28 protein-coding genes and 1 tRNA gene are annotated in these 26685 nt (G+C 40.5%); 13 read left to right on the forward strand and 16 right to left on the reverse strand.

What is annotated here, in order from left to right:
* Positions 1-75: 75 nt before the first annotated feature.
* Entirely contained in the window at positions 76-438 is a 363-nt protein-coding gene (locus MURRU_RS14470) for a DUF4870 domain-containing protein (RefSeq protein ID WP_014034219.1), read from the forward strand.
* Positions 439-494: 56 nt separating this feature from the next.
* Here MURRU_RS14470 and dnaN read toward each other — a convergent pair whose 3' ends face one another.
* From dnaN to MURRU_RS14495, 5 genes are all read right to left on the reverse strand, one after another.
* A complete protein-coding gene (dnaN, locus tag MURRU_RS14475; RefSeq protein ID WP_014034220.1) occupies positions 495-1613 on the reverse strand; it encodes a DNA polymerase III subunit beta in 1119 nt (372 codons plus the stop codon).
* Between the two features lie 120 nt (positions 1614-1733).
* A complete protein-coding gene (gene gldG / locus MURRU_RS14480; RefSeq protein ID WP_014034221.1) occupies positions 1734-3398 on the reverse strand; it encodes a gliding motility-associated ABC transporter substrate-binding protein GldG in 1665 nt (554 codons plus the stop codon).
* Entirely contained in the window at positions 3398-4129 is a 732-nt protein-coding gene (gldF, locus tag MURRU_RS14485; RefSeq protein WP_014034222.1) for a gliding motility-associated ABC transporter permease subunit GldF, read from the reverse strand. The genes gldG and gldF overlap by 1 nt, the downstream gene beginning before the upstream one ends.
* A gap of 102 nt (positions 4130-4231) precedes the next feature.
* Positions 4232-4522, reverse strand: a complete 291-nt coding sequence (locus MURRU_RS14490; protein WP_014034223.1) for a putative quinol monooxygenase — start codon at positions 4520-4522, stop codon at positions 4232-4234.
* Positions 4523-5353, reverse strand: coding sequence for an SAM hydrolase/SAM-dependent halogenase family protein (locus tag MURRU_RS14495; protein WP_014034224.1), 831 nt, complete (start codon positions 5351-5353; stop codon positions 4523-4525).
* Between the two features lie 119 nt (positions 5354-5472).
* Between MURRU_RS14495 and MURRU_RS14500 the strand changes: the two genes are divergently transcribed.
* The 5 genes from MURRU_RS14500 (at position 5473) to acs (ending at position 11518) form a co-directional block, all read left to right on the forward strand.
* Positions 5473-6432, forward strand: a complete 960-nt coding sequence (locus MURRU_RS14500) for a PhoH family protein (protein WP_014034225.1) — start codon at positions 5473-5475, stop codon at positions 6430-6432.
* A 13-nt stretch (positions 6433-6445) separates the two neighbouring features.
* Positions 6446-7393, forward strand: a complete 948-nt coding sequence (locus MURRU_RS14505; protein WP_148261625.1) for a phosphoribosylaminoimidazolesuccinocarboxamide synthase — start codon at positions 6446-6448, stop codon at positions 7391-7393.
* A gap of 145 nt (positions 7394-7538) precedes the next feature.
* Positions 7539-7802, forward strand: coding sequence for a DUF4212 domain-containing protein (locus MURRU_RS14510; protein WP_014034227.1), 264 nt, complete (start codon positions 7539-7541; stop codon positions 7800-7802).
* Positions 7803-7830: 28 nt separating this feature from the next.
* On the forward strand, positions 7831-9546 hold the full coding sequence (locus MURRU_RS14515; protein ID WP_014034228.1) for a sodium:solute symporter family protein: 1716 nt from the start codon (positions 7831-7833) through the stop codon (positions 9544-9546).
* Positions 9547-9610: 64 nt separating this feature from the next.
* Positions 9611-11518 (forward strand): acetate--CoA ligase, encoded by a 1908-nt coding sequence (gene acs / locus MURRU_RS14520; RefSeq protein ID WP_014034229.1) that lies wholly within the window; start codon positions 9611-9613, stop codon positions 11516-11518.
* Between the two features lie 127 nt (positions 11519-11645).
* Here acs and MURRU_RS14525 read toward each other — a convergent pair whose 3' ends face one another.
* Together MURRU_RS14525 and MURRU_RS14530 are read right to left on the reverse strand one after the other, a co-directional pair.
* Positions 11646-12299, reverse strand: a complete 654-nt coding sequence (locus tag MURRU_RS14525) for a 3'-5' exonuclease (RefSeq protein ID WP_014034230.1) — start codon at positions 12297-12299, stop codon at positions 11646-11648.
* On the reverse strand, positions 12299-14218 hold the full coding sequence (locus MURRU_RS14530; RefSeq protein WP_014034231.1) for a DUF294 nucleotidyltransferase-like domain-containing protein: 1920 nt from the start codon (positions 14216-14218) through the stop codon (positions 12299-12301). Before MURRU_RS14530 ends, MURRU_RS14525 begins: the two co-directional genes overlap by 1 nt.
* A 225-nt stretch (positions 14219-14443) precedes the next feature.
* Here MURRU_RS14530 and MURRU_RS14535 point away from each other — a divergent pair, with 225 nt between their 5' ends.
* Together MURRU_RS14535 and MURRU_RS14540 are read left to right on the forward strand one after the other, a co-directional pair.
* Complete coding sequence (locus MURRU_RS14535) at positions 14444-15988, forward strand: hypothetical protein (RefSeq protein WP_014034232.1); 1545 nt, start codon at positions 14444-14446, stop codon at positions 15986-15988.
* Between the two features lie 21 nt (positions 15989-16009).
* On the forward strand, positions 16010-16567 hold the full coding sequence (locus MURRU_RS14540; protein ID WP_014034233.1) for a hypothetical protein: 558 nt from the start codon (positions 16010-16012) through the stop codon (positions 16565-16567).
* 5 nt (positions 16568-16572) lie between these two features.
* Here MURRU_RS14540 and MURRU_RS14545 read toward each other — a convergent pair whose 3' ends face one another.
* Complete coding sequence (locus tag MURRU_RS14545) at positions 16573-17199, reverse strand: hypothetical protein (protein WP_014034234.1); 627 nt, start codon at positions 17197-17199, stop codon at positions 16573-16575.
* Between the two features lie 97 nt (positions 17200-17296).
* A tRNA-Met gene (locus MURRU_RS14550) sits at positions 17297-17370 on the reverse strand.
* Between the two features lie 139 nt (positions 17371-17509).
* Between MURRU_RS14550 and MURRU_RS14555 the strand changes: the two genes are divergently transcribed.
* Complete coding sequence (locus MURRU_RS14555; RefSeq protein ID WP_014034235.1) at positions 17510-17893, forward strand: START-like domain-containing protein; 384 nt, start codon at positions 17510-17512, stop codon at positions 17891-17893.
* A gap of 54 nt (positions 17894-17947) precedes the next feature.
* The gene (locus MURRU_RS14560; protein WP_014034236.1) at positions 17948-18793 is read left to right on the forward strand and encodes an aminotransferase class IV; all 846 of its coding nucleotides are present in this window, start codon (positions 17948-17950) and stop codon (positions 18791-18793) included.
* 1 nt (position 18794) lies between these two features.
* Here the strand turns inward: MURRU_RS14560 and MURRU_RS14565 are convergent, their stop codons facing one another.
* From MURRU_RS14565 to MURRU_RS14585, 5 genes are all read right to left on the reverse strand, one after another.
* A complete protein-coding gene (locus tag MURRU_RS14565) occupies positions 18795-19355 on the reverse strand; it encodes a YqgE/AlgH family protein (protein WP_014034237.1) in 561 nt (186 codons plus the stop codon).
* A 121-nt stretch (positions 19356-19476) separates the two neighbouring features.
* Complete coding sequence (locus MURRU_RS14570) at positions 19477-19749, reverse strand: HU family DNA-binding protein (protein WP_014034238.1); 273 nt, start codon at positions 19747-19749, stop codon at positions 19477-19479.
* Between the two features lie 176 nt (positions 19750-19925).
* On the reverse strand, positions 19926-20888 hold the full coding sequence (fmt, locus tag MURRU_RS14575; RefSeq protein WP_014034240.1) for a methionyl-tRNA formyltransferase: 963 nt from the start codon (positions 20886-20888) through the stop codon (positions 19926-19928).
* The gene (locus MURRU_RS14580) at positions 20869-22761 is read right to left on the reverse strand and encodes a RecQ family ATP-dependent DNA helicase (protein ID WP_014034241.1); all 1893 of its coding nucleotides are present in this window, start codon (positions 22759-22761) and stop codon (positions 20869-20871) included. Before MURRU_RS14580 ends, fmt begins: the two co-directional genes overlap by 20 nt.
* Positions 22761-23324 (reverse strand): AAA family ATPase, encoded by a 564-nt coding sequence (locus MURRU_RS14585; RefSeq protein WP_014034242.1) that lies wholly within the window; start codon positions 23322-23324, stop codon positions 22761-22763. The genes MURRU_RS14580 and MURRU_RS14585 overlap by 1 nt, the downstream gene beginning before the upstream one ends.
* Before the next feature lie 88 nt (positions 23325-23412).
* Between MURRU_RS14585 and MURRU_RS14590 the strand changes: the two genes are divergently transcribed.
* The 3 genes from MURRU_RS14590 (at position 23413) to murA (ending at position 25759) form a co-directional block, all read left to right on the forward strand.
* Positions 23413-23700: a DUF493 family protein gene (locus MURRU_RS14590; protein WP_014034243.1), complete on the forward strand. Its 288-nt coding sequence runs from the start codon at positions 23413-23415 to the stop codon at positions 23698-23700.
* A gap of 82 nt (positions 23701-23782) precedes the next feature.
* Positions 23783-24436: a DUF4290 domain-containing protein gene (locus MURRU_RS14595; protein WP_041802104.1), complete on the forward strand. Its 654-nt coding sequence runs from the start codon at positions 23783-23785 to the stop codon at positions 24434-24436.
* 15 nt (positions 24437-24451) lie between these two features.
* Positions 24452-25759, forward strand: a complete 1308-nt coding sequence (gene murA, locus MURRU_RS14600) for a UDP-N-acetylglucosamine 1-carboxyvinyltransferase (RefSeq protein ID WP_014034245.1) — start codon at positions 24452-24454, stop codon at positions 25757-25759.
* On the opposite strand, the gene MURRU_RS14605 is transcribed toward murA, so the two are convergent.
* Together MURRU_RS14605 and MURRU_RS14610 are read right to left on the reverse strand one after the other, a co-directional pair.
* Positions 25760-26170: an SRPBCC family protein gene (locus MURRU_RS14605; protein WP_014034246.1), complete on the reverse strand. Its 411-nt coding sequence runs from the start codon at positions 26168-26170 to the stop codon at positions 25760-25762. It abuts the gene before it with no gap.
* A 19-nt stretch (positions 26171-26189) separates the two neighbouring features.
* Positions 26190-26684, reverse strand: a complete 495-nt coding sequence (locus MURRU_RS14610) for an SRPBCC family protein (RefSeq protein WP_014034247.1) — start codon at positions 26682-26684, stop codon at positions 26190-26192.
* Position 26685 lies beyond the last annotated feature (1 nt).

Genomic DNA, 26685 nt, shown 5'->3' on the forward strand with positions numbered 1-26685 from the left:
TACAAATTAGCTGGTGTTTGTAACATTTTTAGTGATTTGTATACTAATAAGATGAATCATCAAAATCAATCAAAAATGGAAGTTATCAATCAAAAAGCAGTTAGAACGGACAATACCTTGTTGGCCGTGACACATCTTACACAACTTTTATCGTATGTTACAGGATTTGGAAGCCTGATTATACCCTTGATTATCTGGTTGTCATCAAAAGATAAGGTCGAGGGAATGAACGAGCATGGAAAGGCCATTATCAATTTCCAGATCAGTTTGATACTTTACATTATCATTAGTATTCCTGCCATCCTTCTTTTGGGCTTGGGTATACTGGGCTTGATAGGAGTGGGAATCCTTGGGTTTATACTGCCTATTGTTAATGCAGTAAAAGCATCGAATGGGGAGTCACCGTCTTATTTTATGACGATTAAATTTATATCATAAAATCAAAAAGCTGGAACAACGTGCTCCAGCTTTTTCAATATGGTTGGGTAGTTAATTTAACTATTCAGCATCACGGGCATCACCAACATGGTCACATGTTCGCCTTCGTCCAAACCGTCGATAGGGGTAAGGATACCTGCTCTGTTTGGAAGGCTCATTTCCAAAGAAACTTCGTCAGACGACAAATTGTTCAACATTTCCAATAAAAATCTTGAGTTGAAACCAATTTGCATATCGTCACCTTGGTAAGAACATGATAGCCTTTCTTCTGCCTTGTTGCTGTAATCAACATCCTCAGCAGAAATATTAAGTTCAGCTCCTGCAATCTTCAAGCGTATTTGGTGCGTGGTCTTATTGGAGAAAATAGAAACCCTGCGCACAGAACTCTGGAACTGGTTTCTAGCGATCGTTAACTTGTTCGGGTTTTCTTTTGGAATCACCGCTTCGTAGTTCGGGTATTTACCGTCAATCAATCGACAAACCAATTCAGTATTGTCAAAATAGAATTTGGCATTGCTGTCATTGTATTCGATGGTTACTTCGGATTCGGAACCTGCCAAAATACCCTTTAACAATGTCAATGGTTTTTTGGGCATAATGAATTCCGCTACTTCGGAAGCAGTTACATCCTGTCGCTGATATTTCACCAATTTATGGGCATCCGTGGCCACAAAGGTCAGATTCTCTGGAGAAAACTGGAAAAACACCCCGCTCATCACTGGGCGAAGATCATCGTTTCCTGCGGCAAAAATCGTTTTGTTGATTGCTGTTGCCAAAATATCGCCCAATAGGGTAGTGGAGCTCGGATTGGAGACTTCCACCGCTTTAGGGAATTCCGCTCCATCGGCATACGCCAAAGCATATTTACCGTGGTTGGAACTGATCTCTACCGTATTGTTGTCCTCAACCACAAAAGTCAATGGTTGTTCAGGAAAAGTTTTTAAGGTGTCCAACAACAAACGTGCTGGCACGGCGATGGTACCTTCCGAATCGGAATCTACTTCCAAAACGGTACTCATGGTAGTTTCCAAGTCCGATGCGGAAACGGTTAGCTTACTTTCTTTTAGATCAAATAAAAAATTGTCCAGGATGGGCAAGGTGTTGCTATTGTTGATAACTCCTCCCAAAACCTGCAGTTGTTTCAATAAATATGTACTGGATACGATAAACTTCATCAACGAAATACTTTAGTATAGTTACCTTTTTGGCAATTTTCCCCTGTTAAAGGGCCTATAAAATCAATAAAAACAAATATATCTCAAATGGATTTAGCAGAGAAACAAATTTATCAACATCTAAGCCGTAAACGTGCGCTTTCTGTAATAGCCAAAGAAAAGACCGAACAACAATGTTAAAACTACTGGCAATCCAATGTTTATGAGCTGCCACTTGGTTTTTTGCTCTGCTATTTTTTTAACATCCAACAGTGGGATGGACACTTTCTTGTTCCGAATGTTAATAAGCCCAGTATGGTCCAAGAGGTAATTTGTGCTGTTTACCAAGAATTCCTTGTTGCCATAGAAGCTGCTGGTCCATTTATCGTAGCCCAATTCCAAAGGTCTGCCGTTTCGCAACTGGTTTTTGATTACATCTCCATCAGAGATTACGATCATTTTATTTTCGGGACCTTCTTCCATGGTGTTTTGCAGCCTTAAAGGCTTTACCCTGTTCTTGTACATGGATGTGAAATTACCCTCGATCAAAACGGCCAACGGTAGATTTCCGTTGTTGTATAATTCTCGATCAGGTTGTTGATTGATCATATCCAAACTCACTACTCGTGGAATTCCATCGGTTTTGGACAATGGTGAACTCTGCAACAGAATTGTTTTTTTGTAATCGTTTTCCAAAACATCTATTGGGCTAGTAAACTGAAAACGCACCGCCTCAATATTGGTGTTGATAGGATGGTTGTTCTGTGAAAAAACCATTGGGTAGTAAAACCAAGGCAAGGGATTGTACTGCGAATCGTTTCCTTCGCCCGTAGCCAAAACTATTTGGGTGAAATAAAGATCGTTCACCAAAACAGGAGTGATTCTAACCCCATATTTAAAGAACATATCCTTTAAATTCAAATCTCTGGGAACAGCAATGGCCTCTCCGCCACCAGCATAAATGCTGTCCATTTCCATATTCACTTGGTCCATCATCCAAATGGATTTACCTCCTTGAACCATATATTGGTCCATCACATATTTTTCTTGGTCGGTAAATGCCTCTGTTGGCTTTGCAATGATGGCAAGGTCAAAACCTTTTAATTGGTCCAATACCTTTTGTGGATTGGTAGCTACGGAATCCAAAGTAATGGCTCCAATGTTGTAATAATCCCGAATCGTAGTGAGGTAATCGGCAATAAAAATATCATCCAGTTCGCCATTTCCTTTAATGACGGCTATGCTCTTTTTTTCTTCAATGCTCAGTTTGGTAAAAGCATCGGCAAAGGCATATTCCAATTGCTGTACCGAATTGTTGATGCGTTCCTCCGCTGTGGAACCCAATTTATTTTTTAGTAATGGCACTTTTACCGTTTGGTCCTTGTAGTTGACCATGGCCCATGGAAATACCAATTCGTTGGAAACCTTACCGTTTTCCTCAACAGTTACATTTGCTGGTTGCAATCCCAGGCTCTGAAGTTCAGCAACAGTCTGTTGAGCCTGTTCTTCGTTTGCCAATGGGTCCACCAAATTGTATTTGATGTTACTGTTTTTTGACCCGAAGGATTCCAACAACTGAATGGTTTCCGCTTTTAGTTTGGAAAACTCTGCGGGAATGTTTCCATCCAATAAAACATCCACAATAACGGGTGATTCAAATTTTTGAGCTACCTGTACGGCAGGTTCCGATAAGGTGTACCTTTTATCTTCGGTAAGGTCAAAACGGGTATAGACAAAACTGGCCAAGAGGTTGATGACCACGACCGCTACAATCACTTTTAGTATTGATACAAAAAACTTTCCCATTACCTTGGCAATTGTTTTAAACGTTGAAAGGTGAGATACAAAAACAATAGGGTCAATGAAATAAAATAAACCAAATCCCGCGTATCTATCACGCCTCTTGCAATGCTATCAAAATGCGATTTTGCCCCTAATTCTTGAATGGTTTGTTGGGTTTCTCCATTCGAAAACAAAGATGAAATAGCATCAAACCCATTAAAAATTAGAAAACAGACCAATATGCCAACTAAAAAGGCGATAATTTGATTATCCGACAGCGTAGAGGCAAATATTCCGATGGAAGTATAGCAAGCCATCAAAAAAAGCAATCCAAAGTAAGAGCCCAGCACTACTCCGAGGTCGTAATTACCTTCTACCATTCCCAATCCTGAGATGGAAAAAACATATACTATGGTCGGTATTACTGCGATAACGCACAACAGGAATGCTCCCCAGAATTTACCGAGCACCAATTTCCAAACAGAGATGGGTTTGATCAATAACAATTCGAGTGTTCCCATTTTACGCTCTTCGGAAAAACTCTTCATGGTGATGGCGGGCACCAAAAAGATAAAAACCCAAGGGGCCAACAAAAAAAAGTTGCTCAAATCGGCAAATCCGTAATCAAAAATGTTGTATTCGCCCTTGAACACCCACAAAAAAAGTCCGTTGAGCAGTAAAAAAGAACCCACGATCAAATAACCGATGGGCGATGTAAAAAAGGACCGTACCTCTCTCTTAAAAATTGCGAACATATTTCTTAATAATCAGCTTTGGGCAATATGCATAATAGTCCTTTGTCCGGTGATACCGATTAACCGATATCAAAAACAATTTCAACCAATAACCCATAACTCCTAACTCATAACTTTTTTAACGCTCCAAGCTTCAGGTTTTTCGGAGAACAATTTTTTGGTATTGCCCCAAACCCTTTTGAAGAAATCCGAGTTTCTATAATTTTCCAGATGCGATTCCGTATCCCAAAAACTATAGGTGAAAAATATGTTGGAATTATTGATGTCTTGATACAACTCTACCATATTACATCCTTCAAAAGCCAAGATGTCATTTTTTGATTCTTCAAAGATTCGCTCAAAACTAGCAATATTTTCGGGTTTAAAAGTCAGTTTTACGATGCGTATCAACATTTACAGGAAATTTATGGTTACGGTGTCCCTATAATTCAAGCCCAATAGCGAGGAAGCGCCTCCAACGGAATTTAAGTCACTTTTATAAATAGCAAGCTCAATATAACCCGCAGAGTTGAACAGGGCCAAGGCATCCCCTGGACCTTTGCGCTGGTTTCGCTCCAAATCATAATTGATGATGCCGTTGTAGCTTTGGTGTACTTGTTTTATTTTGGTGGTTCTCGCAATAATTTCAAAATCACGTCCGCTTCGGTAGGCTTCAAATAGGTTTTTCTGAATGTTGGTGACCACGTTGCCGTAGTTATCAATATATATAACGTTACCTGTAATGGTTTTGCCTTCGTTGGTGATTCGTGGTTCAAAATCGCGTAATTCCTTCAAACGCTCCAAAGGTTTGCCAATCACCTCCAACTTACCACCACGTGCAATATGGCAGGCCACTTGAACAAATATGTTCAGCACAGGAAAAGCGCCAGATTCTGCATTGGGCAGATTGATTTCCACAACTTTTTCGGGTTGCACCTCGGAAGTTATCAAGGAAATAACGCCACTGTTGGCACTCACAAAATAGTGCCCATCCACCTGCACTACGATATGCTCGTTTTCTGGCGAAATCTCCGAATCCACACCAACTATATGGACCGTTCCCTTCGGGAACGAGTGGTAGGCATTCCTTAGGATATAAGCGCATTCTTGAATATTGAAAGGGCTTATGGCGTGCGAAATATCAACAACGGAAATATCGGGGAGATTGCTCAGTATTGCCCCTTTCACAGCCCCAACAAAGTGGTCCTTATATCCAAAATCTGTAGTTAAGGTTACAATGGCCATGCAATACTGTTGATATGTTTTTCCGTGTTCAAATCGATTTTTAGTTAAGTTTGTTTGTAAAATTAGTCAAAAAAGAAAGAATAAAACGCTTCAGAAACAACTGTAACACCTCACTATTTTTGAACGAACTTGTAATAGAACTTACGGAAATCAGCCCCCAAGAATTTTTTGGGCAACAAAACGCCAACATTGAGCTACTGAAAAAATACTTTCCAAAGCTTAAGATTGTAGCACGGGGGAACAAGATAAAGGTATTCGGCGATGAAGAACTTTTGGAAGAGTTTGATAAACGCTTCGATGAGCTGACCAATCAGTTTGCCAAATATAACAAGCTTGATGAGAACATGATCGAACGGATACTCACCAGTACCAGCAAAGCCGATTATATTTCATCTTCAAGCAGTGGAGATGTTTTGGTGCACGGGGTAAGCGGAAGGTTGATAAAAGCCCAAACAGCCAACCAAAGACGTATGGTAGATGCCACCAAAGTGGATGATATGGTCTTTGCCATTGGCCCTGCGGGAACGGGAAAAACCTATACCGGAGTTGCTTTGGCCGTAAAAGCTCTAAAGGAAAAGCAGGTAAGGCGTATTATTTTGACGCGTCCTGCGGTGGAGGCAGGGGAGAACCTTGGTTTTCTTCCGGGTGATCTTAAGGAAAAGTTGGATCCGTACATGCAACCTTTGTACGATGCCCTTAGGGATATGATTCCTTCGGAAAAGTTGGAAAAATATATTGAGGATGGCACCATACAAATAGCACCAATGGCCTTTATGCGTGGCCGTACTTTGGACAATGCCTTTGTGATTTTGGACGAGGCCCAGAACACTACCCACGCCCAAATGAAAATGTTCCTGACCCGTATGGGCAAGAACGCCAAGTTTTTGTTAACAGGTGACCCAGGGCAGATTGATTTGCCAAGAAGGGTTATATCAGGATTAAAGGAAGCGTTGCTTATTTTGAAGAATGTGGAGGGTATCAGTATCATTTATTTGGATGATAAAGATGTAATCCGACACAAATTGGTGAAAAAGGTGATTGATGCCTATCAAAATATAGAGCACCAGAATCAATTCTAATAATATTATGGGAATGAATACGCTGATGACCACGGATTTTAACTTTCCTGGGCAAAAATCTGTTTATAAAGGAAAAGTAAGAGAGGTTTATACCTTGGAAGATGATATTTTGGTGATGGTAGCCACGGACCGATTGTCCGCGTTTGATGTGGTGATGCCAAAGGGAATTCCTTATAAAGGCCAAATTTTGAACCAAATTGCCACCAAAATGATGGAGGACACTCAAGACATAGTTCCCAATTGGTTGATGGCCACACCAGACCCCAATGTGGCGGTCGGCAAAGCCTGCGAGCCCTTTAAAGTGGAAATGGTGATCCGAGGGTATATGTCTGGTCATGCTGCCCGTGAATACAAGGCTGGCAAAAGAATGCTTTGTGGCGTTCCCATGCCCGAAGGAATGAAGGAGAACGACAAGTTTCCGCAACCCATCATCACGCCAGCGACCAAGGCCGAAAAGGGAGACCACGACGAGGATATTTCCAAAGAAGATATTTTAAAACGTGGTATTGTATCCAAAGAGAATTATGAAGTGTTGGAAAAATATACCCGAGCCTTGTTTCAAAGAGGAACAGAAATAGCTGCTGAGCGGGGACTCATTTTAGTGGATACCAAATATGAATTCGGTAAGACCAAAAACGGAGAAATCGTATTGATAGATGAAATCCATACCCCCGATTCATCACGTTATTTTTATGCTGATGGATACAAGGAGCGCCAAGCTAAAGGCGAACCCCAAAAACAACTTTCTAAAGAATTTGTAAGGCAATGGCTTATTTCCAATGGATTTCAAGGCTTGGAGGGGCAGTCGGTTCCTGAAATGTCGGATGAATACATCGAATCGGTTTCTAACCGGTACATTGAGCTTTTTGAGAATATTACAGGAGATACTTTTGTGAAAGCAGATGTTTCCAATCTACAAGAACGTATCTTAAAAAATGTAAAGGCATATTTGGAAAAATAACCATTACTTATTTGTTATCTAACCAATAAACAAAAGGGAATTCTGTGAATTCCCTTTTTTTGTTGCTCGTTTATTCATATTTGTTTAATCAATTTTGATATATTCATGCCGCACAATTTGAAATAACTAAACCAACCAATAAAACATGTCCGAAAAACAAAAGAAGGCCACCGCCTATTGGAGAGAAAACCTAAAGTATTTGGTTATTCTCTTGACCATCTGGTTCCTGGTCTCCTATGGAGCAGGTATCCTCTTCAAAGATGCATTGAACAACATTAAAATAGGCGGGTTCAAACTTGGGTTTTGGTTCGCACAACAAGGGGCCATCTATGTATTTGTTATCCTCATTTTCGTCTATGTTCGTCTTATGAATAAATTGGACAAGAAATACGGCTACAACGAGGAATAAATCAACCAACTGAATAAAACCACAACTAATGAGTGATGAACAAATTTGGACCTATGTGTTGGTCGCACTATCCTTTGGTCTCTATATAGGAATTGCAATTTGGTCTAGAGCCGGTTCCACAAAAGAATTTTATGTAGCTGGAGGAGGGGTTTCCCCATTGGCCAACGGGATGGCTACGGCAGCCGATTGGATGTCGGCAGCCTCCTTTATTTCCATGGCAGGAATCATATCCTTTGCAGGGTATGATGGCGCCGTATATTTAATGGGGTGGACAGGGGGATACGTGCTATTGGCGCTGCTATTGGCACCCTACCTAAGAAAATTTGGAAAATTCACGGTGCCCGATTTTATAGGGGAGCGCTACTATTCCAAAACAGCCCGTGTTGTGGCGGTCATCTGTGCCCTTATCGTTTCCTTTACCTATGTGGCCGGCCAAATGCGCGGTGTAGGTATTGTGTTTTCGCGATACTTGGAAGTTGATATCAATACAGGTGTTGTTATCGGAATGGTGATTGTGCTGTTCTATGCCGTACTTGGCGGGATGAAGGGAATCACCTATACCCAAGTAGCACAATATTGCGTTTTGATATTTGCCTTTATGGTGCCAGCCATATTTATTTCCATTCAAATGACGGGAAACCCAATCCCACAACTTGGTTTTGGCGATACATTATCCGATGGTTCTGGAACTTATCTTTTGGATAAACTGGATGGTCTATCCGAGGAACTCGGTTTTGCAGCATATACGGATGGTTCAAAAAGTACGATTGACGTGTTTGCCATTACCTTGGCCTTAATGGTGGGCACTGCAGGATTACCTCACGTAATCGTTCGCTTTTTTACCGTAAAAAGAGTGCGTGATGCCAGAAAATCGGCAGGCTTGGCCCTGTTGTTTATCGCAATTCTATACACCACAGCACCCGCTGTGGCCGTATTCGCAAGAACCAACCTAATTGAAACGGTTAGCGGTAAAGAATATGCCAACATGCCTGAATGGTTCAACCGATGGGAAAAAACAGGATTGATAGCCCATGAGGATAAAAATGGAGATGGTAAAATCCAATATGTGGCTTCGCCAGAAGTAAACGAATTGACGGTTGACCGGGATATTATGGTATTGGCCAACCCAGAGATTGCGGATTTGCCCGCATGGGTCATTGGTTTGATTGCCGCTGGTGGACTGGCAGCCGCTTTATCTACCGCAGCAGGGTTGTTATTGGTGATTTCTTCTTCGGTTTCCCACGACTTGATTAAGAACGTACTTAAACCAGACCTTTCGGAAAAAGGAGAACTTTGGGCAGCTCGCATTTCTGCTGCCCTTGCCGTTGTTGTTGCGGGGTATTTCGGTATCAATCCGCCAGGCTTTGTGGCGGCTGTGGTCGCCTTGGCTTTCGGTCTTGCTGCGGCATCGTTCTTTCCTGCGATCATTTTAGGGATTTTCTATAAAAAAATGAACAGTAAAGGTGCCATATCGGGTATGGTTGTAGGTCTTTGCCTGATGCTTTTCTACATGCTGAAATTCAAATTCGGAATTTTTGATGGAGGAAAAGAAGCTGTCGATGTCCTACAAGAAAGCTGGTGGTTTGGCGTTTCGCCCGAAGGGTTTGGAAGCATAGCAATGCTTGTCAACTTTATCGTTGCTATTGTGGTGAACAAATTTACCGCCGAACCGCCCGAAGAGGTACAGGAAATTGTTGAAAATATCCGTGTACCCAATCAAGCAGGTGAAGCATCTGGGCACTAAAATGACTGTGAAATGCCTATCTTTTTCCTTATTTTTAAGGCAGCATAAAATTTAATTACACATAATGAGTAACTACCACATAAAACACTTGGAGGAATATTTTCAAGTCTATCGAAAATCCGTTAGAAACCCCGAAGGATTTTGGGAAGAAGTAGCCGAAGAACACTTTCACTGGCGTAAAAAATGGGATTCGGTTTTGGAATGGGACTTTACCAAGCCAGAAATCAGTTGGTTTAAAGGAGCCAAACTCAACATTACCGAAAACTGTATTGACCGCCATTTAAGAATCCGAGGTGATAAAACTGCCATACTTTTTGAACCCAATGATCCCAGCGAAGAAGCAGAACATATTACATACACCCAACTTCACGAACGCGTTTGTAAGTATGCCAATGTGCTAAAGGAAAAGGGTGTTAAAAAAGGGGACAGGGTAGTTATTTATTTGCCGATGATTCCAGATTTGGCCATTGCATTATTGGCCTGTGCACGAATCGGAGCCATTCACTCTATTGTTTTTGCAGGATTTTCATCTACCGCATTATCAACCAGAATCAATGATTGCGGTGCCAAAATGGTGCTTACTTCCGACGGTTCTTTTAGGGGAACCAAGGTTATCGACTTAAAATCCATTGTGGACGAAGCTTTGGAAAGCTGTCCGGATGTGGAAACCGTACTGGTCACCAAACGTACAGGTGGTGAAGTAACCATGAAAGAAGGTCGCGATATCTGGATTCAGCCACTTTTGGATAAGGCATATTCGGATTGTGTTCCTGAAATTGTGGATGCCGAACATCCATTGTTCATTTTATATACTTCGGGTTCAACAGGCCGCCCCAAGGGAATGGTGCATACAACCGGAGGATATATGGTTTATACCGCATATACCTTTAAAAACGTATTCCAATACCGCGAAGAAGATGTGTATTGGTGTACGGCAGATATTGGTTGGATTACGGGACACTCCTACATTGTGTATGGACCATTGGCCAATGGAGCGACTACGGTAATGTTTGAAGGGGTACCATCTTATCCTGACTTTGGACGATTCTGGGATGTAGTGCAAAAGCACAAAGTAAACCAGTTTTACACCGCTCCTACGGCAATTAGGGCCTTGGCCAAGGAAAACTTGGACTTTGTTACAAAATACGACCTTTCCAGCTTGAAGGTTTTGGGAACTGTTGGAGAACCCATCAACGAGGAGGCATGGCACTGGTACAACGACCATGTGGGTGATAAAAAATGCCCAATTGTGGATACGTGGTGGCAAACAGAAACAGGGGGCATCCTAATTTCACCCATACCATTTTCCACGCCCACAAAGCCTACATACGCCACTTTGCCCATGCCAGGAATTCAACCCGCGCTTATGGATGAAAATGGTGAGGAAATCAAAGGCAACCAAGTAGATGGAAGGTTGTGCATCAAATACCCATGGCCCGCTATTGCCAGAACCATTTGGGGCAACCACCAAAGGTATAAAGAGACGTATTTCTCTGCTTTTGAAGGAAAATATTTCACAGGGGATGGAGCTCTTAGGGATGAGGTCGGTTACTACCGAATTACAGGTAGGGTAGATGATGTTATCATTGTCTCCGGTCATAATTTGGGTACCGCACCGATTGAAGACGCCATTAACGAGCACCCGGCCGTAGCAGAATCTGCAATTGTTGGATTCCCACACGACATCAAAGGAAATGCATTGTACGGGTACATTATTTTAAAAGAAACCGGAGAAACCCGTAACCGTGACAACCTGAAAAAAGAGGTGAACCAATTGATCACCGAGCACATCGGACCCATTGCCAAATTGGATAAAATTCAATTTGTGGAAGGATTGCCCAAAACACGAAGTGGTAAGATCATGAGGAGAATCCTTAGAAAGGTTGCCTCCAAAGATACCAGTAATTTGGGGGACACTTCAACTTTGTTGAACCCAGAAGTGGTGGAGAACATTATAAAGGAAAGCCTTTAAATAGTTCAGTTTTACTCGATAATCGAGATTTGAATACTCTGAGGCTTGCCTCGAAATGAAAACTACCTTTCCTATTAATGCCTCGTGGGCTTGCCCCGAGGTAGTTTACTAAATAAAAAGGGTCTTCTTATTTTTTAAGGAGATCCTTTATTTTTTTGGGTTTCAATTTTTCAATTATTCTTAAAAAAGCAATAGCGGTAATAAAGGCATCGCCCAAGGCTGTATGCCTATCCTTTCGAGAAATACTGAACTTTTTGGCCAAATCGTCCAAGGAGTATCTTTCTTTTTTTTGTACTACGGTGGATACCAACAATGTTCTGATGTAAAGAGATTCAGTGTCCAAGGTTTTGTTTTTGAGCTTGGGTAGCCCATTTCTTTTTAGGGCAGCATTGATCATGTTCACATCAAACATCACATGATGCCCCACCAGCACATGGTTTTTGGCGTACACCAAAAATTGTTTCAATGCTTCGAGCTCGGAGATGCTATTCCGTTTACTTTTCTTTAGAATTCCATGGATCTCTGCACTACCCGAATCATAGTGCTCTTGCTGAATGAACACTTCAAAACTATCCTTCACCACAATATTGTTGTCCAATAGTTTTAATGCCCCAATGCAAAGCATACGGTCTGTTGTAAAGCTAAAACCCGTTGTTTCGGTATCTAAGACCACAAAGGTATTCTCATGGATGCCCTCCAGAAGTTTTTCCTTAAAATGCTCCTCGTACTCCCGCCAAAAATCGGGAAGTTCCAATGGTTTTTTCTTGGAGAAAGGCCACATTAGCGCAACAGGTTTTTAACTTGGAACCTTACCTCAATCAAAGATTGGATTTCTTTAACGGTTTTAAAGGTTCTTTTCAGTTTGATTTTCTCCTCCTTGTTCAATTTGTCCAAAGCGATATACCGACCCGAATCGTTGTGCAGCAAACCCTGTCTTGTCCTAAATTTGAGCAACGCTTTGCTAGCGTAGGAACAAGCTAGGTAAAGCTCCTTGTTGTTAGGTTCCAGTTCGGCCAGTTTTTCGTAGCGTTCCGCTGTATTGTTTATGGATTTGATGGAATGTGACAGTATAAGTACCCGTGCGGCATCGATAATGGGCATAAGGGCACGTAATTTTAAATCGAAGAAATCCTTATGCTCCCCATCCTGTTCCACCAAAAAATCCCTAAAAAAACCTGATGGCGAAGGGTTCTGCAAAGCACCGCTGGCCAAATGGGTGAAAAATTGCGGATAGTGGTTGGCATAATTAAAAATACTTTGAGAAAGTTCATCTGCCAGAGCCTTATCCCCATAGGTTACATTGTAATCAAAAAAGATGGAGGATAAGAGTATCTCGTCAGGTCCAGGATTATGAATCCAGTGGGCCGTAACGTCTTTCCATTCACTTAAACAATGGCACCAAGAGCGGTTCGAAGCCATCATATCCGCAGTGCAATATTCAAAACCAATGGTGTTCAATCCTTTGGAAATGCGTTCACCCAGTTTTAAAAAATAGCTTCGGGTTGTTTCCAATTGCTCTTCTGGAACATCTTCAAAAATAATGGCATTGTCTTGGTCGGTATTCAAGAGTTGTTCCCCACGACCTTGACTGCCCATACTGAGCCACGTAAATTTTACAGGAGGCTCTTCCTCCATTTTGGACAATGCAATTTGAATGACTTGTTTGGTAGAGGCATCATTTAGTTCTGAAATGATTTTGGATACCAATCCCAAAGGGATATTCTGGTCCAAATACCCTTGCAACAAATTCATGATGCCATGTCGAATACCCCGCAGTCTTTTGGCGCTGGTTGCTCTTTTAATGGCTCGCATCAGTACAGCAGGATTGTTGCCGACCGCCACCATAATATCATGTTTGGATAAGATCCCGACCGATTTTGTATCCGTAGTACCATCTTCCGTAAGAACCAAGTGGCTGATATTGCTCTTCATCATGGCCATTTGCGATTGTGCCAACGTAAGCCCTTTTGGATAGGTAATAATGGGGGAGGACATGATTTTTTTCGCCGAAGCGGTGATGGGAAAGAGTCCTGTGGCTACTTTTTTACGAATATCCTTATCGGTTATGATGCCCACAGGTAAGTTGTCTTTTTCTACCAACATGCAACTTACATTGTGTTTGGTCATTTTGTTGGCTATGGTCTTTATTTTTGTGCCTTTTTTGCAGGTGATAAGGTCCGTTGAATATTTTATGGGTTGAAGGTCCAATATTTTATCACTGGAATATTGATTGGAATCGCTACTGGCACCATACAATTTTCCACGGTGTTTAATGGAGTAGGGGTTACCCGTGTTGGAAGCAAAGCTTTCTATCAAAAAATTTCCGATACGCTTGTTTTCGAGCGCCAAGGGTTTAAAATCCTTGATGGGAATGGCGTAGAGAATGGTCTCTTCATAGGCTTTGGCCTCCAGTTTATAACTTTCGTTGGCCAAAAGGGGGCGAAGTCCAAAAACATCACCTTCGTCACATATATCCAAAATTTGACTGGATCCTGCTTTGGACAAGGCCACGGCACCTTTGTTCACCACATAAAAATGGGCGTGCGGACTTTCGCTCTGCGAAAAAACTAGGGTGTTGGTTTCCTTATGGACAATCACCACTTCTACGGACAACTGCTCCAGCTGTTTTGCCTCCATGGCGTTGAAAGGAGGATAGTTTTTTAGAAAGTCGGCAATGCGTTCGGAGATGGTATTTTTCATAGTTTTTTAAATGTAAGACAAAGAATAGAAATAGCATGTCCTATTAAAACTTTATCAGATCAAAACGGTGGTTTGTTGGTTCAAAAGGGGTATCCATCAATTGGAGATAGTGGAGTATGCGATGTTTATGTTTCTTTATGGAAGAAATTCCTTCCTGTTATAAAAATCTATAATTGAGTAATCAAATCAATAACCATAAACAAAGTTCAACATGAAATTAAAATTTTGTTCATAGTTTCTTTTATTGTTTCCTATTTACTTATCTCATCATGTTCTAAAGAGGAACCAGTAGCCTTAAGTGAAACAAGTTCAGAAATAAAAGTAGATATTGAATTGGTCAATAACAAATTGAAATTTGACAATGAAGAGTCTTTAGCTACTTTTTTAGAACAAACAGAAGAAAAAGATTTTAAAGAAAGGATAAAAGAACTGAACACAGCAGGTTTCAATTCTCTAAGACCTATTTTAGACTTAGAAGATGAAAATACCATAAATAATTACTTGGCTCAAAAAAAATCACGTATTGCAAAAAAAGGACTGCTTTACAGCTCAAAAAGAGATTCTGATGATATAGATTTGGAAGATGAGTTAATCGCAGATTCCAATTTTGCATCGATCTTAAATGAAGATCGGGAAATATATGTTGGGGATAAATTATATAAATACACTACTAGAGGACTTTTTTACTGCAAAATAGAAGATGAAAGGTATCTTAAAAGCTATTTGTCGGAACTGTCGTCCAAAATTGCCAATAAGGCATTAATGATGCCCTTAGAATGCGAGGAAGCACTTAAAACTCCACTAAACTCTGATTTGGAAAGTATGTCTTTAAATCTGGTTGAAGGCACAGTTACTCAGATTACCCCAAAAATTTCTCTTTATAGTGTTTGCAGTGGTGGTGGTTCTGGGGGATCTTCAGATGGTTCGTCGGGTGGAAGTCCAAATAATGTGATTCCTCTACTTGTTCCTCAAAACTTTGGAACTTGTTCATATAGTGAGGACAGTTTGTTTCAACAAGTTTTCGGTAATACTGTTAAATGTAATGATTATCACGATAGCACTCATAGAATTCAAACCAAGGTGTGGAACGAAAATTATCTAATATGGTCTTCAGTTGGCGCTTCTGCAAAGTACCAAAAGAAGCGCATCATTGGATGGTCGGAGTCCTCAACTTCTGATGGTGTTAGGTTGGGTATAAATCATGCTATTTATACATATGAGACCAACTTTAGTCCGTACAATGCTTTAGACCCAAACCGTGTAATTTTTAAATATAAGGGAGTCAACTATGATATGACAGGAAATGTTGTTACAACATATCCAATTAATCCATCCGAGTGGCCCTTTATAGAAAAAGAAACTTATGGGGCTATAGAGATTACCATACTTGGTGAAGATTTGTACTATCCTCTGAAAGGAAAAGATGCTAACAAATCAATAAATACTCTTTTAAGTCAAGCTAGGAATTTGATAAATGGTCTTTCCTCTGATATGAAACAAGATAAGGTCGGTGTGAATATAGTGAAGTTTCTTCCAAACTCTTTTCAGGTTACACAAGCCGATATTTTATTAAAACATAGTTCGCAAGCTAAAAAAATTTTTGATTTCAACTATCTTGTTGAGTGGGAATCCAATTCAAATTGGGGGGAAAACCTACTCAATCAATTAGGTAATTCTACAAAATATGAAAAGATTGATATTGATATATACGGAGCTGCTCTACGGAATGGAGTATGGAAAGGAAAACGAATCAGGGGAAAGGTTGATTAACTTTAAATAATGATTGGTTGCATGGGAGTTCAACGAATAGCTTTAAGCATTTTATATATTGTTCTTTTTGTAGGTAACGTTTTTTCACAAGGAGGTGATGGCTTGGAAAACATTTTTAGACTAAATTTTATCAACCCTGCACTGGAATATGAGAAAAAAACAGGTGATTATTCTGTAATCAGCGGAGCAGCCGGTATTGGATATGGAGGTTCTTACAGGGAACTTGAAATCCAGGGTAATGGGTTCGTATATATCATAAGTCCATTTGTGGATATACAGTACAAATTGTTCTATAACAGAAAAAAGAGAGTTTCCAAAGGTAAGAGCATATTGTACAATTCAGGGAATTATGTTTCCCTCCGGGGAATAACAAGATTTTTGCCTTTAACCGAAAATGTAGTCAGAACTGATAAAACCGATTTTGCCATAGGCCCTACTTGGGGGCTACAACGCTCGTTTGGTAAAATACACTTCCTGTTTGATATTGGCCCGCAGTATTATTTTGACACAAAGGGAAATGGAGGATTTTTTCCGATTATGGTACAAATAAATATTGGGTTGAACCTATCTCCAAAATAAGGGTATTATTGTTTTAAACGGTTCTTCCGGTATTTGGCAATCAACTTTTTTGCTCCGGCCAGCATTGAGGTGTGCGAACTCTGTAAAAGTGTCGGCCTATTTTTCCCATCTTCAAAAATGGAACCTTGATCAGCAGTTTTTCCATGTACTTGGGATGATGATATGAGCATTCCGTTGTTCAGATCATAGATTCTGATGGAAACCGAAGCTTCATTGGCAGCATACGGACTATTTGGGTAGTTGGAAGCAAAGGAAATGCCTCCAGCACCATCGTTTATGATCTTGCCTTTTACATTGATCAAATAATCACAGTTCGATGATTTCCCCAAGTCCAATAACTTTTCCTTGGTCAATCCAAAACCAATTTTTGCGGGTATTAATTTATCCGTTCTTAGTTGGTTGATTTCCAAAAGGGAATCGCCAAGAATTTTTCTGAAATGATTCTTTGAAGTGGTATAGAGTTCTGTATCAAAAATCTCCGAATTTGACTCGGTTCTGTTCAAAATCCATTTGCCAGAATCAAAATCCAAATGTTTCCCTGTATCGAAGAAATAGGTATATTTTGCTGTGCTGCAAGACAATAATGGCAGCAGGAATAGGTATGGAAAGATCTTGGGTATAGAATTTCGCATTTTGAGAATATTAAAAACACTGTTTAAATATAGTCAAAACCCATTGTATGTAAGGATGTAACACATAAAAAAGACCATCAATTGATGGTCTTTTGAGTAGCGAGAGGGGGACTTGAACCCCCGGCCTCCGGGTTATGAATCCGACGCTCTAACCAGCTGAGCTACCTCGCCATGGTTTTGCTAAGCGGGTGCAAATATATGTTTAAATTTTCGCTGAATCAAAATTCAGGATTAATTTATTATTTGACATTTATTTTTATATCTTCCCAAACTATACTAAAGTTAAAAAAACGATTTAAAGAACACGACAATGAGTGATAAGGTTAAATATGAACTGGAGTTTGTGATCCAGGCTTCACCTCAGTTGCTTTACCAATATATTTCCACACCCTCGGGACTATCTGAATGGTATGCCGACAACGTTAATTCCCGTGGGGAAATATTCACATTTATTTGGGATGGTGCAGAAGAGAGAGCAAAAATGCTCAAGCGTAAGAGTGAGGAATTTGTAAAATTGGCATGGGAAGAAAGTGAGGATGATTCCTATTTTGAAATGCGTATTATAGTTGACGAAATAACTAAAGATGTATCTCTTTTTATAACAGATTTTGCAGAGGAAGACGAAGTGGATGAATCTAAAATGCTGTGGGAAAACCAAGTATCCGACCTTAAGCAGGTCCTTGGATCTACCTAGTCCGATTCTTAACTAAACCGTATCTTTGGTCCCGATAAAAATCGGGACTTTTTTATGGTCAATTGTAACGGAGCACTTTTAGCGGAGGACAAGGCAATTTTTACCCACAACAACAGAGCCCTCAAATATGGCGATGCCCTTTTTGAAACGGTTCGTTATGTAAATGGAACCCTCTTTTTTTGGGAAGATCACTACTTTAGGTTAATGGCCTCTATGCGTATCCTGCGTATGGAAATTCCCATGGAATTTACCTTGGAGTTTTTGGAGGAGGAAATTAAAAATACCATTAAAGCCAACGCACTGGATAATGGTGCGGTTCGCATTCGCCTAACGGTTTTTAGGAACGAAGGTGGCTTGTATACCCCAAGCACCAACGATGTTTCCTATGTTATTGAGACTAGTCCTATGGAGTCCCCTTTTTACATTATTGAAGAGGGCCACTACGAAGTGGAATTGTTCAAGGATTATTATGTAAACAAGGACATGCTCTCCAACCTAAAGTCCACCAACAAAATTTTGAATGTGGTGGCCGGAGTTTATGCCCAAGAAAATGGGTATGCCAACTGTTTATTGGTGAATACCGACAAAAAGGTGGTCGAGGCCATAAACGGAAACCTTTTTTTAGTGAAGGGCAAAGAGGTAAAAACACCTCCTTTGAGCGATGGTTGTTTGGATGGCATTATCCGAAAAAACCTTATGAAAATTATTGCGGGTTCCGAAGAACTTGATTTGGTAGAAGAATCCATTTCCCCTTTCGAACTTCAAAAAGTGGATGAACTGTTCATTACCAATTCCATTGTGGGCATACAGCCCATTAGCAAATACAGGAAAAACAAATTTGATGCCAAAGTGGCCAAGAGTTTGGTAGGAAAGTTAAATGCCAGGGCTCGGATAGGATAGTTTAGTTGAGCGAGGGATTTTCGGGAGCATTGGACCACAAAAGATAGTCTCCGCCCAATTCTACCATTTTTTCTTTCCAAAACGCATAGGCGGATTTTTCCAGAATATTGCTTTCGTACTCATTTGGGAGCACTACCCACGATTTGGAAGAAAGTTCTTGGTCCAATTGACTGGTGCCCCAGCCGGAATACCCCAAGAAAAATCGGATGTCCTGTTCGGTGATGGTTCCACTATTGATGAGTTCTACGGTCATTTCAAAATTACCGCCCCAAAAAATACCATCAGAAATCTCAATACTGTTTTCAATAAGTTCTGGCACTTTATGGATAAAGTATAGGTTATCCTGCTCTACTGGGCCGCCATTAAATACTTGAAAAGGGATTGTAATGTCAGAAATAAGGTCACAAATGGTATAATCCAAAGGTTTGTTCAAAATAAAGCCCACCGAGCCTTCGTTGTTATGCTCAGCGATAAGAACTACCGACCTATTGAAAGAAATATCACCCGTAAGTGAAGGTTCCGCAACAAGCAAATTTCCTTTTTTTGGCTTTTGACTTACCATTCTTGTAATTTCTTGTATTTAAATTTAACATATTATTTAACATATACAAAAAAACAGAAACCATATAAACTAAAAAAGCACCCCGAAAAGGAGTGCTTTCGTATATTAAATAAATAATTGATTAGTTTACTGCACCGCTCAATTCAGCACCGGCTTTGAACTTTACAACGTTCTTAGCGGCAATCTTAATAGTAGCTCCAGTTTGTGGATTTCTACCTTCTCTAGCACTTCTCTTAGAAACTGACCAAGAACCAAAACCTACCAAGGAAACTCTGTCTCCTTTTTTAAGCGTTCCTTCTACATTTCCCAAGAAAGATTCCAATGCTTTTTTTGCTGCTGCCTTAGTGATGCCAGCATCAGCTGCCATAGCATCGATTAATTCTGTTTTGTTCATAATGGAATTAAATTAATTGTTGTTAATATAATTTTAATGCTGAACAAATTTATATGGATTTGCCAGTCACGCAAGTAAAACCAAGGGAAATAGGGGTTTTTGTTGATAACTTGAAACGTTTGTTGATAAAGTCGGAAAAAAATGACAACTTTTCCCAGCCCAATCGTAGCAAGGCTTTAGCGAAGATGTGCTTCTTTATCAAGATTTAACCCGTTCAAAACCTCCATTATTTGCATTCTTCGCTTCCCCGGAAGTTGCAATTCCAACAAGGAAATATAGCCTTCTTTTACGGCAACTTTCAACGATTTTTTCGCTACCACCAGTTTTCCAACGTTGTAGTCGTGTTCGGCCTGTTCCATTTTGGTTTTAAAAATCTTCATTTGGTCGGCCTTTCCATCATTCACCAACTTTGTCCAAGCACCGGGGTAAGGACTCAATCCTCGAATATGATTATAAATGTCTTCTATGGAAGCATTCCAATCAATTCGGCAGGTGCCTTTATGGATTTTTGGGGCGGGTTTAAGTTCTTTGCTCTCATCCTGAACTTGTCGCGTAGCCGTTCCTGCTTCAATCTGTTTGCAAGTGTCCACCACCAAACCAGCACCAAGTTCCATTAATCTATCATGTAGCGTACCTGCACTATCATCGGATAATATTTTTTCTGTTTTTTGAAGTACGATCCTGCCCGTGTCAATTTTCTCATCAATAAAAAAGGTAGTGACACCTGTTTCCGTTTCCCCGTTGATGATTGCCCAGTTGATGGGAGCAGCTCCACGATATTGGGGCAGGAGGGAAGCATGAAGATTAAAAGTACCGTATTCTGGCATTTGCCAAACTGCTTTGGGCAGCATCCTAAAGGCCACCACTACCTGCAAATTGGCATCGAGGCTTTTGAGTTCTTCTAAAAAAGATTCGTCCTTTAAGTTGGTGGGCTGCAATACCTTTAAGTTGTGTTGTACCGCAAATTGCTTTACGGCAGATTCCTGGACCTTGCGGCCACGACCTGCGGGTCTGTCAGGTGCGGTAATCACCCCAACCACATTAAAATCGGTCTCCAAAATCTTTTTGAGGGTGCCCACGGCAAAATCTGGGGTGCCCATAAATACAATACGGAGGGAATTATTTTTTGATGTACTCATTCTTAAAATTTAGGGAGATCAGCTCATCTTCCAGTAGTCTTTCCAATGTTTTTAAAAGTTCTTTTTCGTTTGCCCCAATTGCTTTTTCCAACTGTCGGGAACTGTGGGGACGAATTTCCAAAAGCTCCATGATTCTTTTCTCCAAATCATAGGGAGATGCTATCTTTTCTTTCTTGGTACAAATATCGCATGTACCGCACTTTTCAGCAGTCTTTTCTCCAAAATAATTCAGCAAGTAAACACTACGGCATACCTTTTTATTGGAAATATAACCCAGCATGGCCGCCATGTTGTTCTGCTTCACCTGATTGAAATCTTTGATTTTTTTGGCAAATAGGTTAATGGTATGGTCATCTTCCCTAGGTACCAAAAAAGTAATCTCTAGGTCGCTGGTATTGTTTTGATACTCCACAATGCCATCGTCGGCGAGTTGCTGGAGGATTTGTTTTAAGTACTCCTCGCTTGCCCCAGTTTTTTTGGACAACATGTACAGGTTAATTTTGGTCTCGTACTCGGTAATGCCTCCATAAGTGCGCAAAATTGTCTGTATTATCGGGGCGGTTTTCCTGTTTTTGTCCAAATATTCAAATATTCCGGATTTGGAGGCTACAAACTGAAGGGTGGTTTTCTCTTTAAAATTTTCAGCAAGCGATAAAACGGAATTCTGATCCAAAATACGGATGGCATTAAAGGTCATGTTTGGGTTAAACTCGTACCGTTTGCAAAACTCATTGAATTTGAAGGCCAATGGGTCCGTTATCAATTCACCATACGATATTTGGAAATAGTTGTTGAGTTTGGAATATACTTTTTTAACGAAGGCTACATCGGGTAAAGTAGACAAGAACTGTTGCTTTGCTTTATCCTTGTCTTCTTTTGAAGTTAAAATAATGGCTGTGGATGGTTTACCGTCCCGTCCCGCTCTTCCTGCTTCTTGAAAATAGCTTTCCAAGCTATCGGGTATATGATAATGGACTACTAAACGAACATCGGGTTTATCCACCCCCATGCCAAAAGCGTTGGTGGCCACCATTGCCCTTACTTTACCGCTTAACCAAAGGTTAAGTTTTTCTTCTTTATCGGATTTTGGAATTCCACCATGAAAGAATGAAGCAGAAATACCATTCTTGATTAAAAAGTTGGCCAAGGAAATGGACATTTTTCTGGAGCGAACATAAACAATGGCACTTCCAGGGACCTTGTCCATGTATTTTTTAAACTGATACAATTTATCCTCGGAACGTTTCACCCTAAAATTAATGTTGGAGCGGGAGAAAGAATCTTTGAAAATCGCTACATTTTCCAATTCCAAGTTTTCCACAATGTCGTTTACCACTCGTGGGGTCGCCGTTGCCGTTAGGGCGATCATCGGTTTATTGGGAGCCAGTTCTTTTAAAATGGAACATCCGAGATAGGCGGGTCTAAAATCGTTTCCCCATTGCGATATACAATGGGCCTCATCAATAGCAATAAGATTAACATTCATTTGTGGGATGCGCTCCTGCACAATGGTTTGTTGCAATCTTTCCGGCGATAGGTACAGGAATTTGTAGTTGCCATAAAGGCAATTGTCCAAAAGATCATTAAGCTCATCTGGGGGAATGCCGCCAGTTAGGGCAACAGCTTTAATGTTCCTTTTCTTTAGTTGTGCCACTTGATCTTGAATCAGGGCCACCAAAGGTGAGACCACAATACAGATGCCTTCCATGGCCAAAGACGGAACTTGGTAGCAAATGGATTTACCACCACCTGTGGGCATCAAGGCCAAAACGTCTTTGCCAGAAAGTACGTTATTTATAATTTCCTTTTGGGATCCTCTGAAATCATCATGACCCCAAAATTCTTTTAAAATGCTTGTGGTGTCCTTATGCACTATAATTTATTAAGTGTTTCCAAAATAAAATCAATCCGATTTGGGACTGCATCTTTTGGCACTTCGATGGGGTTATAGCCAAATTGTGTGTATGTTTTCATCAAGTAATAATGGATATGCTCTGCTTCGTCAAAAGTTTCCAATCTTTCATTGTCGGAAACATATATCTCTTGCCATGGGGGAACAATAAAAACAGAATCATATCTATGGTTCTCGCAATGTGAGATAAAATCTTGGTCGTAGGTTTGACCAAAAAAGGCCATGTAGGCAAGCACATCTGGGATTCCTCGATCAAAAAAACTTATCGGAACATCTATTTTTAAGGACTGTTGGTAATGTGCAGTTCTGCCCTGAAGCAAATCTTTGTTGAACTGCATGGCATCGTCAACAAAGACCAAAGGATTGGAAATATATTCCTCGGACTGCCCTTCTTGCTTAGCTTTGGAGGTCATATCCCGAATAATTTCGTGAAAACAATGAAAGCCCTTGCTTTCCAATCCATTTACTATGGATGTTTTGCCCGTTCCGGGTGCTCCCGTAATAACTACTTTACTCTTGCCCAAAGACCTTAAATTAATAATACAAAGTAATGAAATCGCCAGAAGGAAAAAAAATTGTAGGTTAAGCCATATATTTGTAGAAAAATGCGGCATGGATAAAAAGAGTACGGAGGAGTTCTATACAAAGCTTAGGGAAAAATTATTGGAGAGCACAAATTGGCCATCCGATTATCTCTATAAATTTATAGTGCCTACGGATGAAAAGCGCATTGCCCAGATAAATAAGATTTTTGATAACACTGGCGCGGTTATTGAGTCTAAAAAGTCAAAAAAGGGAACGTACACCAGTCTTTCCATCATGGTGCATTTAAAAAACCCCGACGAAGTTATCCAAAAATATAAGGAAGTATCTGTGGTAGAAGGTGTAATTTCGCTGTAAACCCTTTGTTTGCCATAATTTTATTAATTTGCAGTCGTTATCGGATAGACTTTCCAAATATCAAATCTCTAAATACATTAATTTGAACGAAGTATACAACTTAGAATACAATACAGAGCGTCCAAAACTCTTTATACCCGAGTATGGCCGCCATTTTCAGAAAATGGTGGATCATGCCGTAGCCATTGAGGATCGCGACGAACGCAATAAAGTAGCAAAATCCATTATTAGCGTAATGGGGAACTTGCAGCCCCATTTAAGGGATGTTCCGGATTTTCAGCATAAACTATGGGACCAATTGTTTATCATGGCCGATTTTAAATTGGACGTGGATTCGCCTTTCCCGATTACTTCAAAAGAAGTTTTGCAACAACGACCAGAACCTTTGGAATATCCGCAAAACTTTCCAAAATACCGTTTTTATGGCAATAACATCAAAAGAATGATTGATGTTGCCGTTAAATGGGAAGAAGGAGATATGAGGTCTGGTTTGGAATATGCCATTGCCAACCACATGAAAAAATGTTACTTGGTTTGGAACAAGGATACCGTGGAAGACTCCGTAATCTTTAATCACCTAAAGGAACTTAGTGATGGACAAATAGATTTGGCCAAAAGTGAGGAAAGCTTAACGGAAAGCGGACAGTTCCTTAAAAATAGACCCAGTACTAGGTCCAGCAGCAGCAACAATAACAGAGGAAAAAAAGGGCAAAGAAGTCGCAAAAAACGATATTAAATTCCAAAGGAATAGATGGGTACATTTCGAATAGAGGGTGGACACCAATTGCATGGTGAAATTACTCCCCAAGGAGCAAAGAACGAGGCACTTCAGATTCTTTGCGCCGTGTTGCTTTCAGAAGAGAAAATTACCATAAACAACATACCGGACATTGTCGATGTCAATAAATTGATTGCCCTTCTCGAAGATTTGGGTGTAAAAATTCAGAAAAAGGGCAGTGGTTCATATACTTTCAAGGCAGACGATGTCAACTTGGATTATTTACAATCCGCCAAGTTCAAAGAAGATGGAAGGGGGCTTCGGGGTTCCATTATGCTGGTAGGGCCATTATTGGCAAGATTTGGCAAGGGATACATTCCAAAGCCAGGCGGTGACAAGATTGGCAGAAGAAGGCTGGACACCCATTTTGAAGGCTTTATTAAGCTCGGGGCAAAGTTCCGATATAATAAAGAAGAGTATTTCTACGGGGTAGAAGCCGATAAACTGAAGGGTACCTACATGCTTTTGGATGAAGCATCGGTAACAGGTACCGCCAACATTGTGATGGCCGCTGTTTTGGCCGAAGGTACAACTACCATTTACAATGCCGCTTGTGAGCCTTATTTACAGCAATTGTGCAATATGTTGAACCGCATGGGGGCTAAAATCTCCGGAATAGGATCAAATCTGTTGACTATTGAAGGTGTGGATTCCTTGAAAGGAACAGAGCATACCATGTTGCCCGATATGATCGAGATTGGTAGCTGGATAGGTTTAGCTGCAATGACGCAAAGCGAGCTTACCATAAAAAATGTGAGTTGGGGCGATTTAGGTCAGATTCCAACGGTATTCCGAAAGTTGGGAATAAACGTGGAGCGAAGGGATGATGATATCTTTATCCCGAAACACGAAGAAGGCTACGAAATCCAAAATTTTATCGATGGATCTATTCTCACTATTGCCGATGCACCATGGCCTGGACTGACTCCGGATTTGTTGAGCATCATATTAGTGGTTGCCACACAAGCAAGGGGAGAAGTACTCATTCATCAAAAAATGTTCGAAAGCCGTTTGTTCTTTGTGGACAAACTTATTGATATGGGGGCAAAAATTATTCTTTGCGACCCACACCGGGCCACAGTTATTGGGCACGACTTTAAATCAACATTAAAGGCCACCACCATGGTTTCTCCTGATATTAGGGCAGGTGTATCACTTTTGATAGCAGCACTTTCTGCCAAGGGTACTTCCACCATTCATAATATTGAGCAGATTGATCGTGGTTATGAGAACATTGATGAGCGCTTGCGAGCCATTGGCGCCAATATTGTTAGGGTTTAACTAATTGGTTTCTGTATAGCTTGTAAAATTGTTTAAAATGGCTTGCCAGCCATTTTTTTGCATTTCCAAAGAGTTATTACTTTCGGCATCAAAGGTTATGGTCACCTTGGTCGCTTTATTGTTTCCATCAAAAAGGACAGTAGCCTTTCTACCATCTCCCATGGTATAAGAAATTTTCTTTTCTTTGGTTATTTCATCGTAAACTGCTTCAAAATCAAATCCGAAACTTCCATCTTTAGCTTCCATACGGGCCAAGTAACTGCCTCCTACACGCAAATCGTTTTCAGCTTTGGGACAATGCCAACTGGGGTCGGCAAAGTTCCATTTGGTTATATGCTCTGGAGTAGTGTAGTAGTTCCAAACTTTCTTGACAGGTGCGGAAATTGAGGATGCTATGGTTATCGTTTCCATACTGATAATTTTTGGGTTATTATTTGTTCAAAAGTGTGTTCAATCCGTTTAAAGCAATGGTGAATCCTTCTTTGAAGCCCATTTCTATTATTTTTTCAAGATCGTTCAATGTTTTGTGCTTAATGGTAATATTTATTTTGGTGGTATCTCCTAATTCCTCAAAATCTAAATTCCATTCAGATTGAGGGAAATCGTTGTTGACAATCCTGTTTTCGTCACAAAAGACATCTTTAAATTTAAAGTTGTTCTTTGGAGTAATGGAGGTAAAGTGCATCAAGGACCAATGTTCCTCGCCATTGGGGCCGCACATAGCATATAATCGGTAGCCACCAACTATAAATTCCATGGATTTTGTTTTGGCCACCCATGGGCTTGGAGCCCACCATTGATCTAAGATTTTTGCCTTTGTAAAGGCATCCCAGACCAAGTCTTTTTTGGCTGCAAACTCACGTTCCACGAATACTGTACTGTTTTCTTTGTTTACTGTGAAATTGGATAATAGGTTAGGTTTCATC

It is taken from the genome of Allomuricauda ruestringensis DSM 13258 (genome assembly GCF_000224085.1).
Taxonomy (GTDB): Bacteria; Bacteroidota; Bacteroidia; order Flavobacteriales; family Flavobacteriaceae; genus Flagellimonas; species Flagellimonas ruestringensis.

Excerpts from the sequence above, each read along its gene's own strand:
- acs (WP_014034229.1), top strand. The coding sequence starts at position 9,611 with ATGAGTAACTACCACATAAAACACTTGGAGGAATATTTTCAAGTCTAT.
- gldF (WP_014034222.1), bottom strand. The coding sequence starts at position 4,129 with ATGTTCGCAATTTTTAAGAGAGAGGTACGGTCCTTTTTTACATCGCCC.
- MURRU_RS14470 (WP_014034219.1), top strand. The coding sequence starts at position 76 with ATGGAAGTTATCAATCAAAAAGCAGTTAGAACGGACAATACCTTGTTG.
- MURRU_RS14495 (WP_014034224.1), bottom strand. The coding sequence starts at position 5,353 with ATGGCCATTGTAACCTTAACTACAGATTTTGGATATAAGGACCACTTT.
- MURRU_RS14530 (WP_014034231.1), bottom strand. The coding sequence starts at position 14,218 with ATGAAAAATACCATCTCCGAACGCATTGCCGACTTTCTAAAAAACTAT.
- MURRU_RS14555 (WP_014034235.1), top strand. The coding sequence starts at position 17,510 with ATGAGTGATAAGGTTAAATATGAACTGGAGTTTGTGATCCAGGCTTCA.
- MURRU_RS14545 (WP_014034234.1), bottom strand. The coding sequence starts at position 17,199 with ATGCGAAATTCTATACCCAAGATCTTTCCATACCTATTCCTGCTGCCA.
- gldG (WP_014034221.1), bottom strand. The coding sequence starts at position 3,398 with ATGGGAAAGTTTTTTGTATCAATACTAAAAGTGATTGTAGCGGTCGTG.
- MURRU_RS14610 (WP_014034247.1), bottom strand. The coding sequence starts at position 26,684 with ATGAAACCTAACCTATTATCCAATTTCACAGTAAACAAAGAAAACAGT.
- dnaN (WP_014034220.1), bottom strand. The coding sequence starts at position 1,613 with ATGAAGTTTATCGTATCCAGTACATATTTATTGAAACAACTGCAGGTT.
- MURRU_RS14510 (WP_014034227.1), top strand. The coding sequence starts at position 7,539 with ATGTCCGAAAAACAAAAGAAGGCCACCGCCTATTGGAGAGAAAACCTA.
- MURRU_RS14540 (WP_014034233.1), top strand. The coding sequence starts at position 16,010 with ATGGGAGTTCAACGAATAGCTTTAAGCATTTTATATATTGTTCTTTTT.
- MURRU_RS14490 (WP_014034223.1), bottom strand. The coding sequence starts at position 4,522 with ATGTTGATACGCATCGTAAAACTGACTTTTAAACCCGAAAATATTGCT.
- MURRU_RS14560 (WP_014034236.1), top strand. The coding sequence starts at position 17,948 with ATGGTCAATTGTAACGGAGCACTTTTAGCGGAGGACAAGGCAATTTTT.
- fmt (WP_014034240.1), bottom strand. The coding sequence starts at position 20,888 with ATGAGTACATCAAAAAATAATTCCCTCCGTATTGTATTTATGGGCACC.
- MURRU_RS14515 (WP_014034228.1), top strand. The coding sequence starts at position 7,831 with ATGAGTGATGAACAAATTTGGACCTATGTGTTGGTCGCACTATCCTTT.
- MURRU_RS14590 (WP_014034243.1), top strand. The coding sequence starts at position 23,413 with ATGGATAAAAAGAGTACGGAGGAGTTCTATACAAAGCTTAGGGAAAAA.
- MURRU_RS14505 (WP_148261625.1), top strand. The coding sequence starts at position 6,446 with ATGAATACGCTGATGACCACGGATTTTAACTTTCCTGGGCAAAAATCT.
- MURRU_RS14570 (WP_014034238.1), bottom strand. The coding sequence starts at position 19,749 with ATGAACAAAACAGAATTAATCGATGCTATGGCAGCTGATGCTGGCATC.
- MURRU_RS14565 (WP_014034237.1), bottom strand. The coding sequence starts at position 19,355 with ATGGTAAGTCAAAAGCCAAAAAAAGGAAATTTGCTTGTTGCGGAACCT.
- MURRU_RS14605 (WP_014034246.1), bottom strand. The coding sequence starts at position 26,170 with ATGGAAACGATAACCATAGCATCCTCAATTTCCGCACCTGTCAAGAAA.
- MURRU_RS14525 (WP_014034230.1), bottom strand. The coding sequence starts at position 12,299 with ATGTGGCCTTTCTCCAAGAAAAAACCATTGGAACTTCCCGATTTTTGG.
- murA (WP_014034245.1), top strand. The coding sequence starts at position 24,452 with ATGGGTACATTTCGAATAGAGGGTGGACACCAATTGCATGGTGAAATT.